This is a genomic window from Rhizobium sp. CFBP 8762, assembly GCF_014841565.1.
In the GTDB taxonomy this organism is placed as follows: domain Bacteria; phylum Pseudomonadota; class Alphaproteobacteria; order Rhizobiales; family Rhizobiaceae; genus CFBP-8762.
The window spans coordinates 262,697-274,605 of sequence record NZ_JACYUD010000002.1 but is presented as its reverse complement, the minus strand read 5'-3'; the positions used below and the strand labels follow the sequence as shown (position 1 = coordinate 274,605).

Below are 11,909 nucleotides of genomic sequence, written 5' to 3'. Positions count from 1 at the left end.
ACAAGTCCTTATTGAAGCAGGTGATGGGTAACTGGCTCAAAGGCCGTTAATTTCAATCTTCATCAGAGCGCTATTCGATCTGATTGAATCAGATCGGCGCTCCGATCCTTTTGTTTCTAAGCATAATCTTTTCGATCCTCGCTGCGCTGCGGTCGGATTATGCTTCAGCAGGTTTGTGATGCCGGTTTGCCTGCGGCATAGGAACCACTCAATCTGTGCCATAATACCCATGTGTCAACCGACGCGGGGACGGGGCCATATCCTGCTCCAGCCGGTCTAATTCGGCAGTCATCCAATCCTCATTCACAGGATGGTGGATTTGATAGACAACCGGCTCCGGCGTAGGCTCGGCAACGCTGTGTCGTGCCAGTCGAAAACGCATGATCATACGGATCAGGATTAAGACAAACATCGGTGGAACGATCAGCCAAACAGCCTGCACCCAGTCTGATGAAGACTGAAATGTATCCAGCAGGTCTTTCCAGAAATTATACTCGTCCATAGCACGCAACTCCTCTAATCACAGGGGGCGGTCACCGGAGGTTTCCCTCTGGTGACCGGGGAGTTAAGAAGCCGCAAACAGACGACCGCCCCGGCCTTTAAGCCAAAGCTCTGGACATACGCCGAGACCTCCCCGGCCCTATAGGGACGAGGCGGTGCCATTACGGTCGGACACCGACCGCTGTTTGAGAGGGTTCTTAAGCCCCCGGAACCGGTCATTTCACCGACCCCACACCACCTCTAGCGCATAAGCTGCCAGTCGGGAAATGGTTCAGATAAAAATTTTAGCACTTGATTGCAGACATCGTGTTGCGACAGCGAGCGTCCACCGGTTTAGACCAAGGCCGAGACTGGTAAGGCGAGCCGGTTCAATCTTTCCGTGCGCACTTGTTATCCCGATCGCTATCCGGCGGAAGCGTGAAAGACCAGGCAGTGCCGCGTTTTCTGTGCGGGAAAACGCGCGCAATTGTACGACGAAGCCAGCCGGATTTGCGCTGTGGCTGTTCGTCATCCAAAACTGCGTTCGGATTGTTGGGATTACCCCAGCGTTCAATGTATATATCGATGAGAAGTGCAGCAATCGGTAACATTTTGTATCGATTCAATTTAGAGAGAAAGGATTTTTGAACCGATTCAAAAATGTCGAGATTTGCTTGTGATGTCAACCGGAATTTGAACCGATACAAAAGTCTGCTATTCTGTACGGATGAAACTTGCAGATATCGCAAAAGCCGCCGGTGTTTCCCAAGGCACAGCTTCCAACGTTTTCAGCCGCCCGGACGTGGTCCGCAAGGAAGTGCGTGAGCGCGTCCTGGCCATTGCCAAGGAAATGGGTTATCGCGGCCCGGATGTCAAAGGTCGGCTGTTGCGGGCAGGCAGAGTCAACGCGGTCGGCGTCGCCACAATGGAGCCAATTGGCTATTTCTTCGAAGATCCGTGGGCAAGAAGCCTGATGGCGGCCATCGGAAACGTGTGCGACACGACCGGAATGGGCCTATCTCTGGTATCCGGGTTGAACCGGGAAAAACTGGCCTGGAATATCAACAGCGCCGTTGTGGATGGATATATTTTGCTGTGCGTTGGCGCAGAAGAAGAGTTGGTGCGACTGACACGGGAGCGCAAGCTGCCTTTCATAGCCATTTCCATGCGCACCCAGGACCCGACTGTGCCGCAGATACACATCGACAATCAGGGCGCGGCCTATGCGGCGGCGAAGCACTTGACGGAGCTTGGCCATCGGCAGTTTGCCATTCTCGGTATTGGTATGCGGGATGTATCCCTGCTGTCTCCCACTCCGGAAGAGGTCGAGGCCAGTATGAAGGTTGCGATCAGAGACCGGGCATATGGATACTGGCAGGCACTCGCTGAGGCGGGTATTGATCGCGAAGCGGTGCCGATCCGCACCATTCCCGGCAGCAAACGCGATGTGGAGGCCGCGCTCGATGCTTTACTCGCCTTACCGCAGCCGCCAACGGCGCTTCTGGCGATGTCTGACCGTGTGGCCCTGTGGGCCATGGAGGCGCTAGAGGAGCGGGGGCTGTCCGTTCCCGACGATCTATCCATTGTCGGTTTTGACGGCGTGCCCGAGGCAGCCATCTGCACGCCGGGACTGACGACGCTTGCCCAACCCTTTGATGACATAGCCCGTGTGGCCGTAGCGTCGGTTACCGGAGGTGGTGGGGTATTCACCGAACCTTTAGCCGTGCCGTTGGTGGTGCGTGGCAGCACCGCACAGCCGTCGGGTCGTTGCTAGAGCATTTTCCGGTGAAACCGCTACTCACTTCCACTGGAAATGCTTAAGCTATCTAAAAACTGTGTTGCACCGGCTACGATTTCGGCCCGTTTCTCCTCGCTGAATCGAGCCAGATTGCGGTAGGGCATGGCGAGCCGCGGGTTGGCGGATAGCTTCTTTTCGTTTCGAATCAGAAAATTCCAGTAGAGCGCGTTGAACGGGCAGGACTCCTCACCCTTTTTGGGTTTCGGGCTGTAGCGACAGCCACCGCAATAGTCGGACATACGGTCGATATAAGCACCTGAAGCCGCATAGGGTTTGGACGCCAGCAAACCGCCATCAGCAAACAAAACCATGCCATGGACGTTGGGCAGTTCCACCCACTCATAGGCATCAGCGTAGACGGCCAGATACCATTCTTCCACCTCAGCCGGGCGTATGCCTGCCAGCAGCGCGAAGTTTCCCGTTACCATCAGGCGCTGAATGTGATGGCCATAGGCGGTGCGGGCGATATCGCCGATGGATTGCTTGAGACAGTTCATGTCGGTCTCGCCGCTCCAGTAGAACCATGGCAAGGGGCGTGTCGCGTCCAGTGCATTGGTGCTCGCATAGGCGGGCATGCGCTCCCAGTAGATGCCGCGCACATATTCGCGCCAACCTAAAATCTGGCGAATAAATCCTTCCACGGCATTCAGCGGCGCATGGCCGTTTTTCCACGCGTTTTCCGCGGCGTCGCACACCTCACGCGCTGTCAGCAGGCCGCTGTTGAGATAGGGAGACAGAACGGCGTGGTACAAAAAGGCCTCACCGGTTTTCATGGCATCCTGATAGTCGCCAAAGCCGGGAAGACAGTCTTCGATGAAATGGTCGAGTGCGTCCAGTGCATCCTCGCGTGTCACAGCCCAGCCAAACGGCTCGATCCGGCCAAAATTATCGGGAAAGCGGTCCGCGACAAGCGTAATCACATACCGCGTTATGGTATCGGGTTCAAACCGCAGACGCTCCGGCACCACTGCCTCCTTTGGCAGCGGCTTGCGGTTGTCATGGTCAAAATTCCACTGGCCTCCGACGGGGTCTTTTCCATCCATCAGAATGCCGGTTTCACGGCGCATTTCCCGATAGAAAAACTCCATGCGGTAGCTGGCGCGTCCTTCAGCCCATTCGCGAAAGCGCTGTCGGGTTGCAAAGAAACGATCATCCTCACGGATTTCCAGGGCAATGTTGGTGGTGCGCTCCCACGCCTCAAGGTTAGCCAACACACGCCATTCGCCGGGTTGGGTCATGATGACACGGGACGGGGTATGGCGGGCGCAGGCGCGGGCAAGTTCTCCCATGAAACTGCCGGTGTTGTCCGGGTCTGTCAGATGGACGTAATCGACCGTGTATCCCTCATGGCGCAGCTTTTCAGCAAAGTGGCGCATGGCGGACAGGATCAGCACGATCTTCTGCTTGTGGTGCGGCACATAGGTGGTTTCAGTGGCGACCTCGACCATCAGCACCACATCGTGCGCAGGGTCCATATCCCTCAGACTGGCAAGATTAAGGGTCAACTGGTCGCCGAGTACAAACCGCAGGTTCATGGCGCTACCTGCTTTCCGCTACCGTTCGAGCGGCAGCGATCAGAACAATATTTGACTGCGTCCCAGTCTTTGGCCCATTTCTTGCGCCAGGCAAAAGGCCGCCCGCAGGCGGCGCAGAGCTTGGTGGGCAAATCGCCCTTGCGCCGCATTTTCATCACCGAACCTCTTGTGTGTCTGGTCATGTACGTAGCGGGCAGGGCGCTGGATTAAATGTCGTCCATGCAGATAAATTTCATTCCAGGAAGGTTGTCGGCCTATCGCTTTAAGGTTTTGCAATATGACGCAAAAATGCCCCTTTCGACCAGAGGCCAAAGGGGCATTTTATGCTCAGTTTAAAGCCTACCAGCGGTCATAGCGATGGTGGCGATAGGGTGCATAGTAGCGATCCCGATGATGATACCGGCGATGGCTGTAGCGTGGTCCGCGACGCTCATAACGATAGTACCGATCATAGCGGTGGTGGCGGTACGCACGGTAATGTGGGCGATGGTCGCGACGGTGGCGCACCTGCTCCACCGGGCTTTCTACCTGCGGTTTGGCAGGCATGACGGGCGCGGCGGAGGCGGCTGTGACGCTGCCGGTCAAACCCACCACAAGGGCAATGACACCGGCACCAATTGCGGAAACAAACTTGTTCATTCATTATCTCCCTAAGAATGCAGTGGTCTTAAACTGCACCCGGCACCATGAATGGGTACTGAACAGAAATTGTTCCTTCTGCCCTCTGATCCGGCAGCGTGTCTTCCCGGGATACCCATGGAAAACCGGTCCGTATGGGAGTATTGCTGATTTGACGCGGCAAAGGCCTTCATCGTATTGCCGTAATCGTTCTTATATCAGCAATACGTATCTAACGGGATGTTTCTCCATGATGAAGAAGATTGCACTTTCCGGCCTCGCAGCCGTGTTTCTTGCGGGATGCACCACGACAGATCCTTATACGGGTCAGCAGAAGGTTTCCAACACGGCGGGCGGTGCGGCAATCGGTGCTGGGCTTGGCGCGCTCGGCGGTCTTCTGGTGGGTGGCGATTCCAGTGCCGGGAGACGCAATGCGGTGCTGATTGGTGCCGGCCTCGGTGCGCTTGGCGGCGGTGCTGTTGGTAATTATATGGACCGGCAGGAAGCGGAGCTCAGGGCCCAATTGCAGGGCACCGGCGTTTCTGTGACCCGTAACGGCGACCGCATCATTCTCAATATGCCGTCCGCCATTACGTTTGATACGGATCAGGACCGCGTGAAGGGCCAGTTCTACGATACGCTGAACTCGGTGGCGATTGTGCTGCGGAAGTTTGATCGCACGCTGGTGGATGTGGATGGTCATACGGATTCGACGGGCAGTGCCGCCTACAATCAGGGACTTTCGGAGCGTCGCGCGGCCTCGGTCGCCAATTATCTGGGATCTCAGGGCATCGACCAGCGGCGCGTTGCCATTATGGGTTACGGCCCGACGCGTCCGGTTGCCTCCAACGCCAGCGAAAGCGGACGTTCACAGAACCGCCGCGTGGAAATTCAGATCGCCCCGATTTCAGAAGGGTAAGATCACGGCGTCAGGCGGCGTTTTCCGTTGCCTGATGCCTCTCCAAACAAAACCACGAAACCGGCGCTGAAGATCAGCGCCGCCCCGACAAAGACGCCCGCGCGTGGAATATCGCCCCAGATCAGGTAGCCAAGCATAAACGACCAGATCAGCGACGAATACTCAAACGGCGCAAGCAGCGAGACATCGGCACGGCGCATGCCTTCAAACAATGTGAATTGGGCAAGCCCTGCCAGGACACCAGTGCTGATCAGGAACAGCCACTCCGTACCCGTGGGCGCCACCCAATACTGGTAGGCAAAGCCGCCGGTTAAAATGATAAAGACCGTATTGGTGATCAACATGGAAACCTGCGTGGTCTCCTGCAAAGCCGTTTTGCGCAACAGCACAATGCAAACGGCCCACAAGGCCGCTGCCTGCAATGCCAGATACACAGGCCATGACAGGCCAATACCGGTGGGGTTGCACGCAATTAGCACGCCGATGAAACCCAGACCAAGCGCAATCCAGCGCGGTGGGGTGACGACTTCTTTCAGAACGGGAACGGACAGCAATGTAACGCCGATGGGCGCGGCGTAATAGAGCGTCGTCAGTTCTGCCAATGGCAGGGACCGCGCGGCCGTGTAGAAAGAAAGCCAGGCAGCGAGCAACAGAAAGCTTCTGGACAGCAACGGTACGCGGGCGGGGGAGCGCACGGCGTTGGCGACGATATCTCGACCGCCCAGTGCCAGACAGCCAAGAACGATAATGACGCTGCGGATAAACAGGATCTGCAACACAGGGTAAGACACCACAATCCACTTGATGGCCGCATCGTGAACGGAAAACAGCGCATAGGACAGCCCTGTCAAAAGAATGCCGGAAAGGGCGACTGGATCAAGCTTGATGCGCATGAGGGCTTTCGGGAGCAGCATGTGGTGGGCGGATGAAACTATGATGGGCGTGTGCCCTGTCAAGCAGGGCGGGCAAGATTTCACACACAGCAATTTGACATTTCGCCGAGAGAATGATTTGTGAACGCAACACGCTTAACGAGGTTTTAAAGCAGCAGATGGCGTCAGGCCGCAAGCACCACAGCCGAACAGTGTCCGCGCTGCAACGTGTCGCGTTCGGCTGGCTTCTGCTGGCTTTTGCTGCTTTGCAATTTTCCGGTTTGACCGTGCGTTTTTCACCGACGCTGTCGAGTGTCAGAGATCGCGTCGGGGCTGTCGGTGTTGCATCGCTATCGTTCGAGCAACAGGCCAACAAACAGTTGGGGCGTGGTGGCACGGAAGTCCGGGCGCTCGGCGATGACCGTGACCGGCTGCCCGCACCGGGTTCCCCACCGCTTTTGGGACCGGACCGCTCCTATCAATTCGGCCCCCTGTTCCGGTCGGCGCAGGGCGGCGTATCCGCACCAGCCTCACGCACCGGCTCTGCCGCGCAGACGCAAGCGCGCGCGCCGCCGCGTCTGGTTTAACAGGCCGCAACGCGGCACCCCTTCATTTTATGATGATGAGAATACGGTTGGCATCGTTCCCCGTATCGTCTCGGCAAACTGGATACCACAATGCGATCTTCAAAATGGCTTTTAGCGACTTACGCGGCCATCATACTCTTCGGCATTCTTGCCGCTCTACCCAACATTCTGCCCCAGTCCACCCTGCAGAAGTTCGGCCATTTCCTGCCGACTGGTCAGGTCACGCTCGGGCTTGACCTCAAAGGCGGTTCGCACCTCGTCATGGAGGTCGATGCTGCCGGTTTGCGCAAGGCGCGGCTGGAAACACTGCTGGAAGATATCCGCAAGGCCCTGCGCGAAGAGGGTGCGCAGGCATCCTTGGCACGTATCACGGGCGACTCGGTCGTTGTCCGCGTCCCGGATGAAGCCGTTCGGGCCAAAGTGCTGCCGAAGCTGCAACAACTGGCAGCGCCTGTCGGCCTGCTTAGCATGGGCAGCAGCCAGTCCGATATCGAGGTGGCAACCAGCGGTGATACGATCACGGTCACACAAACACAGGCAGGCTTACAGGACCGCATGAATGCGGCTGTAGAGCAGAGCCTTGAAATTATTCGCCAGCGTGTGGACCAGGTCGGCGTTGCCGAACCATTGATCCAGCGCGTAGGTGGCGACCGTATTCTGGTGCAGTTGCCCGGTCTTCAAGACCCGACGCGTCTGCGCCAGCTTCTGGGCTCCACCGCCCAGATGAGCTTCCACATGGTGGACGAGACGGTTGATCCGACACAGCCTGCACCGCGCGGCGTGCTGATTTTGCCCGATTCCAAAACCGGTCAGCCGCTGGCAGTCGAGCAGCGCGTTGCCCTGTCGGGCGAGCGTCTGGCCGATGCCAAGGCGGGGTTCGATCAGCGCAGCAACGCGCCAATCGTATCTTTTACATTTGACAATGCCGGCGCCCGTCAGTTTGCGGAAATCACGCGTGATAACGTTGGCAAGCGTTTTGCCATTGTGCTGGACGATAAGGTGCTGACCGCGCCTGTGATCAACGAGCCCATCACCGGTGGCTCCGGCCAGATCAGCGGCAGCTTTACGCCGCAGGAAACAACGACGCTGTCGGCGCTGTTGCGTTCCGGCGCGCTTCCAGCCCCACTGACCATCATCGAAGAACGCAGCGTCGGTCCCAACCTCGGCAGCGATTCCATTCGCATGGGTATTTACACTGGCATCGCCGGCTTCCTGCTCGTGATCACGCTGATGGTAATCCTGTACAGCGGCTGGGGCATGATTGCGAACTTTGCGCTGGCTCTGCATACAATTTTGACGATCGGTTTCCTGAGCATCATCGGGTCGACACTCACACTGCCGGGTATTGCCGGTATCATTCTGGGCATCGGTCTGGCCGTGGATGGCAACATTCTGATTAATGCGCGTATTCGCGAAGAAACAGAAGCTGGTGCCAGTGCCATCAAGGCGCTGGATGTCGGTTTCAACAAGGCCTACTCCACGATTGTCGATGCCAACGTGACGACTCTGGCGGCCACCATGCTGCTGTTTGCGTTTGGTACCGGACCGGTTCGTGGCTTTGCCATTACCATGATGCTCGGCATCGTCATTTCGATGTTTACAGCCGTAACCGTGGTTCGCGTCATCATGACGGAAATCGTGCTGCGCAAGAAACTGAAGAAGCTTGAAATCAAGCCGTTGATCGGTCGCATTCCGCGGACTCCGAATTTCTCGTTTATGAAGGGGCGCTTCATTGCTATCGGCATGTCCGCCTTCATTTCGATCAGTTCTATCGTGCTGTTTTTCACGCCCGGCTTGAACTACGGCATCGATTTCACTGGTGGTATTCAGGTGGAAGCAACGTCGAAGTCTGATCTTGATCTGCCGCGCCTGCGCACGGAGCTAGCAGACTTGCAGCTTGGCGAAGTGGCTCTTCAAGAGTTTGGCGAGGATTCGGTGCTGATCCGAGCCCAGCGCCAGCCGGGCGGGGAAGAGGTGCAGACAGCAGCCTTGAACCGCATCAAGGAAACAGTACAAACCGTGGTGCCGGACGCATCCTTTGAACGCACCGAAGTGGTGGGTCCAACAGTATCGTCAGAGTTGAAGCGCAACGGATTCCTGGCCGTGGGCCTCGCCATGCTGGCCATTCTGGCCTACATCTGGTGGCGGTTCGAGTGGCACTTCGCCGTTGGCGCTATCGCTGTTCTGTTGCTGGATATTACCAAAACCATCGGCTTCTTTGCCCTCACCGGTGTCGACTTCAACCTGACGGCAATTGCCGCCCTGCTGACGATGATCGGTTACTCGGTCAACGATAAGGTGGTGGTGTATGACCGGATGCGCGAAAACCTGCGGCGCTACAAGTCGATGTCATTCTCGGACCTGATCGATCTCAGCATCAATCAGGTGCTGGCGCGGTGTATCTTCACATCGCTTGCAACGGTTCTGTCACTGTTGCCAATGGCGTTGTGGGGTGGGGAAGCCGTTGAAAACTTCGCCTGGCCAATGATCTTCGGCATCATCATTGCGACGACTTCGTCTCTCTATATCGGCGGTCCGATCCTGCTGTTCCTCAGCCGCTGGTGGCGGGAACGCGATAGCAAGCGCGCTGCAGCGCCTGCACCGGCGGTCCGGGCCTGACGAACCCAAGAAGGCCACCTGCGAAGGTGGCCTTCTTCGCACAAAGTCCGTGTGTGAACGCTCTGCCTACACGTTTACCGTGAAAGCCTAAACGCTTGACGGAAATATTTTGCGTCGTCGATAAATCGTGTTGACAGAAATAGGAGATTATTCTATTCAGGATTTGTGGCGGTCGCATTGTGACAAATTACTTGCACCGCGCTTGACTAAGTCTTTGTAATTGAAATCATTCAAGGAGAAGTGACATGACACAGCATGCCCGTATCACCCTCTCCCGTGGTTTCATTCTCCGTTGTCGTGTGGTGATAAAACGCGAGACGTCCTCGGCACTTTGCCGAATGTGGCGATAACCGGTTTTACCACTCCCCTACACGTCAAGACAGCAGCTATGCGTACCGCATGGCGGGAGACGATTATGAAGCAGGTCATTGAATATGACGGCGAAGCCGTCGGCATTGTCATCCCCGACAACGATAGACTGAGATTTATGGCTGTGAAGTATCAGGTCTGGGACCTCGACGCACACCGCTTCCACTCGGTAGACGAAGCCCGCGCAGCCATTCGCAAACTCATGGGCGCGCAAAGCAACGCACCCTTCGTTGCGCAGTCGGCGGCTTGACCGCCGGACTGTCAGTCTTGTCTCATAAACGCAACGAAGAAGCGAATGATGATGTTTGGCTGGTTGCGTTGCCAGTGAGCCGTCCGTGATCCTGCACTCTGATGGACCGGCACTGATTCCAGCCCATCACGCTCTGGCCAATACCAGCCGCTAACGCTATCCTCCTGCGGTCTGCAATGTCCCGCGAGGTCCCGATGAAATTTCGCCAATTGGGTAAAACCGACCTGACAATGTCCGTGCTCGGTTTTGGCGGCGGTGCAATCGGTGGACTTTACAGGGCTGTGTCGCGCAGAACTGCGTTTCAAACCATGGAGACCGCGTGGGAGGCGGGTATTCGCTACTTTGATACGGCTCCCTTCTATGGGTTAGGCTTGTCGGAGCGGCGGATCGGTGATTTTCTCCGCAAAAAAACGCGCAAGGACTACGTTTTGTCCACCAAGGTGGGCAAGTTGCTCCGTCCTGTGCCGCACACGGAAGTCATTGATCATGGTTTTGTTGACCCCCTGCCGTTCGCCATTGATTACGATTACAGCTATTCCGGCATCATGCGCTCCTTCGAGTTCAGTCTGGCACGTCTTGGGCTGAACGCTGTCGATATTCTTTTCGTAGACGATCTCGAAGTTTCGACGCTGGGACTGGAAAGCTACCGTCACCACTACCGGCTGTTTATGGAGGGTGGCCTGAAAGCACTGGAGGAACTGAAAGCATCCGGTGCCATTTCTGCCTACGGCCTGGGTGTGAATGACGTCGGGGTATGCCTTGATGTCCTGTCGCGTGCACCCGTGGACTGCCTGTTGCTGGCCGGGCGCTACACACTGCTGGATCGCACGTCCGGTACCCGTCTTTTGGGACTGTGTGAGCAACGTGGTACGGCGCTGTTGATTGGCGGCGTGTTCAACTCCGGTATTCTGGCAACCGGGGCCAATGATGGTGCCCGATTTAATTACGCCCCAGCAAGCGAGGATATTCTGCGGCGGGTGCGCAACATGGAGAGAATTGCACAGGAGGCGGGCTCGACACTGGCAACGGCAGCGCTGCAATTTCCACTCCGTCAGCCCAATGTCACATCTATTCTGATCGGAACAGCAAACCCGGAGAGCCTGACACGAAATCTTGAATTGCTGCAAAATCCATTTCCGGCGGAGCAGTGGGGCCGGTTCGATCCTATTGCTATTTTTTAGAGCATACGGGACTGGAGCGAGGGAGGATCGAGACGATTATGCTTTGAAATCGAGAATGAGAGCGTCGATCGGATTCAATCAGATCGAATTACGTTCTAACCGACACGAACACGTCCGCGTCCGCGCATAAGCGATATCAGCGTGTCCTGCAGGGTCACGATTGACTCACTCGGCACGCGGGCGGTGATGTCCGCACCGGTTTCCGTAAATGTTTCGTTCTCAATCACCGCATGCGGCACAGCATGGACGCGGGCTTTCAGCGCAGCGAGGCTGGAAAAGTCGCACTCGATTTCGAGCGTGCGCATGGCGATCACCGGCGCCTTTTCAGCTGTGCGCAGACACTGAGCAGCAGTGCCTCCATAGGCGCGGATCAACCCACCGCTTCCCAGCAATATTCCGCCGAACCAACGGGTAACGACGACAGCCACACGGTCGAGGCCTTGTCCATCGATGGCCTGCAGGATAGGTTTGCCAGCCGTGCCGCCCGGTTCGCCATCGTCGTTGAAACGGTAGACTTGACCGACGCGCCAGGCCCAACAATTGTGACTGGCATCAACATGGGAGTGATGGGCAATGAAGGCTTTGGCTTCTGCCTCGTCGCTGATCGGACCGGCAACCGCGAGAAATCTGCTCTTACGGATGGTTTCCGAAAACGTACTGACCGCCGGCAGAGTGAACATG

General features: G+C 56.8%; 12 protein-coding genes. 6 read left to right on the top strand and 6 right to left on the bottom strand.

The genetic code is table 11. The features are described 5' to 3' along the window. Nucleotides 1-208: 208 nt before the first annotated feature. The gene (locus IFT84_RS06470) at nt 209-502 is read right to left on the bottom strand and encodes a hypothetical protein (protein ID WP_192117847.1); all 294 of its coding nucleotides are present in this window, start codon (nt 500-502) and stop codon (nt 209-211) included. A gap of 705 nt (nt 503-1,207) precedes the next feature. Between IFT84_RS06470 and IFT84_RS06465 the strand changes: the two genes are divergently transcribed. Beyond that, nucleotides 1,208-2,254 (top strand): LacI family DNA-binding transcriptional regulator, encoded by a 1,047-nt coding sequence (locus IFT84_RS06465; RefSeq protein WP_192117846.1) that lies wholly within the window; start codon nt 1,208-1,210, stop codon nt 2,252-2,254. A 20-nt stretch (nt 2,255-2,274) separates the two neighbouring features. Here the strand turns inward: IFT84_RS06465 and IFT84_RS06460 are convergent, their stop codons facing one another. The 3 genes from IFT84_RS06460 to IFT84_RS06450 form a co-directional block, all read right to left on the bottom strand. Continuing rightward, complete coding sequence (locus IFT84_RS06460; RefSeq protein WP_192117845.1) at nt 2,275-3,813, bottom strand: cryptochrome/photolyase family protein; 1,539 nt, start codon at nt 3,811-3,813, stop codon at nt 2,275-2,277. Next, nucleotides 3,810-3,971, bottom strand: a complete 162-nt coding sequence (locus IFT84_RS06455) for a DUF2256 domain-containing protein (RefSeq protein WP_192117844.1) — start codon at nt 3,969-3,971, stop codon at nt 3,810-3,812. Before IFT84_RS06455 ends, IFT84_RS06460 begins: the two co-directional genes overlap by 4 nt. 181 nt (nt 3,972-4,152) lie before the next feature. Continuing rightward, a complete protein-coding gene (locus IFT84_RS06450; RefSeq protein WP_192117843.1) occupies nt 4,153-4,452 on the bottom strand; it encodes a hypothetical protein in 300 nt (99 codons plus the stop codon). 229 nt (nt 4,453-4,681) lie between these two features. Between IFT84_RS06450 and IFT84_RS06445 the strand changes: the two genes are divergently transcribed. After that, nucleotides 4,682-5,350 carry an OmpA family protein gene (locus IFT84_RS06445; RefSeq protein ID WP_192117842.1) on the top strand — a complete coding sequence of 223 codons (669 nt, stop codon included), beginning with the start codon at nt 4,682-4,684 and terminating at the stop codon, nt 5,348-5,350. Nucleotides 5,351-5,352: 2 nt separating this feature from the next. On the opposite strand, the gene IFT84_RS06440 is transcribed toward IFT84_RS06445, so the two are convergent. Then, nucleotides 5,353-6,243 (bottom strand): DMT family transporter, encoded by an 891-nt coding sequence (locus IFT84_RS06440; RefSeq protein WP_192117841.1) that lies wholly within the window; start codon nt 6,241-6,243, stop codon nt 5,353-5,355. Nucleotides 6,244-6,401: 158 nt separating this feature from the next. Between IFT84_RS06440 and IFT84_RS06435 the strand changes: the two genes are divergently transcribed. From IFT84_RS06435 to IFT84_RS06420, 4 genes are all read left to right on the top strand, one after another. After that, on the top strand, nt 6,402-6,809 hold the full coding sequence (locus tag IFT84_RS06435) for a hypothetical protein (RefSeq protein WP_192117840.1): 408 nt from the start codon (nt 6,402-6,404) through the stop codon (nt 6,807-6,809). A gap of 90 nt (nt 6,810-6,899) precedes the next feature. After that, nucleotides 6,900-9,428 (top strand): protein translocase subunit SecD, encoded by a 2,529-nt coding sequence (gene secD, locus IFT84_RS06430; RefSeq protein ID WP_192117839.1) that lies wholly within the window; start codon nt 6,900-6,902, stop codon nt 9,426-9,428. Between the two features lie 412 nt (nt 9,429-9,840). Next, entirely contained in the window at nt 9,841-10,047 is a 207-nt protein-coding gene (locus tag IFT84_RS06425; RefSeq protein ID WP_192118319.1) for a hypothetical protein, read from the top strand. Nucleotides 10,048-10,241: 194 nt separating this feature from the next. Continuing rightward, on the top strand, nt 10,242-11,228 hold the full coding sequence (locus tag IFT84_RS06420; RefSeq protein WP_192117838.1) for an aldo/keto reductase: 987 nt from the start codon (nt 10,242-10,244) through the stop codon (nt 11,226-11,228). 95 nt (nt 11,229-11,323) lie between these two features. Here IFT84_RS06420 and IFT84_RS06415 read toward each other — a convergent pair whose 3' ends face one another. Next, entirely contained in the window at nt 11,324-11,908 is a 585-nt protein-coding gene (locus tag IFT84_RS06415) for an IMPACT family protein (RefSeq protein WP_192117837.1), read from the bottom strand. Nucleotide 11,909: the final 1 nt, after the last annotated feature.

Excerpts from the sequence above, each read along its gene's own strand:
- IFT84_RS06470 (WP_192117847.1), bottom strand. The coding sequence starts at position 502 with ATGGACGAGTATAATTTCTGGAAAGACCTGCTGGATACATTTCAGTCT.
- IFT84_RS06465 (WP_192117846.1), top strand. The coding sequence starts at position 1,208 with ATGAAACTTGCAGATATCGCAAAAGCCGCCGGTGTTTCCCAAGGCACA.
- IFT84_RS06460 (WP_192117845.1), bottom strand. The coding sequence starts at position 3,813 with ATGAACCTGCGGTTTGTACTCGGCGACCAGTTGACCCTTAATCTTGCC.
- IFT84_RS06450 (WP_192117843.1), bottom strand. The coding sequence starts at position 4,452 with ATGAACAAGTTTGTTTCCGCAATTGGTGCCGGTGTCATTGCCCTTGTG.
- IFT84_RS06445 (WP_192117842.1), top strand. The coding sequence starts at position 4,682 with ATGATGAAGAAGATTGCACTTTCCGGCCTCGCAGCCGTGTTTCTTGCG.
- IFT84_RS06440 (WP_192117841.1), bottom strand. The coding sequence starts at position 6,243 with ATGCGCATCAAGCTTGATCCAGTCGCCCTTTCCGGCATTCTTTTGACA.
- IFT84_RS06435 (WP_192117840.1), top strand. The coding sequence starts at position 6,402 with ATGGCGTCAGGCCGCAAGCACCACAGCCGAACAGTGTCCGCGCTGCAA.
- secD (WP_192117839.1), top strand. The coding sequence starts at position 6,900 with ATGCGATCTTCAAAATGGCTTTTAGCGACTTACGCGGCCATCATACTC.
- IFT84_RS06420 (WP_192117838.1), top strand. The coding sequence starts at position 10,242 with ATGAAATTTCGCCAATTGGGTAAAACCGACCTGACAATGTCCGTGCTC.
- IFT84_RS06415 (WP_192117837.1), bottom strand. The coding sequence starts at position 11,908 with ATGTTCACTCTGCCGGCGGTCAGTACGTTTTCGGAAACCATCCGTAAG.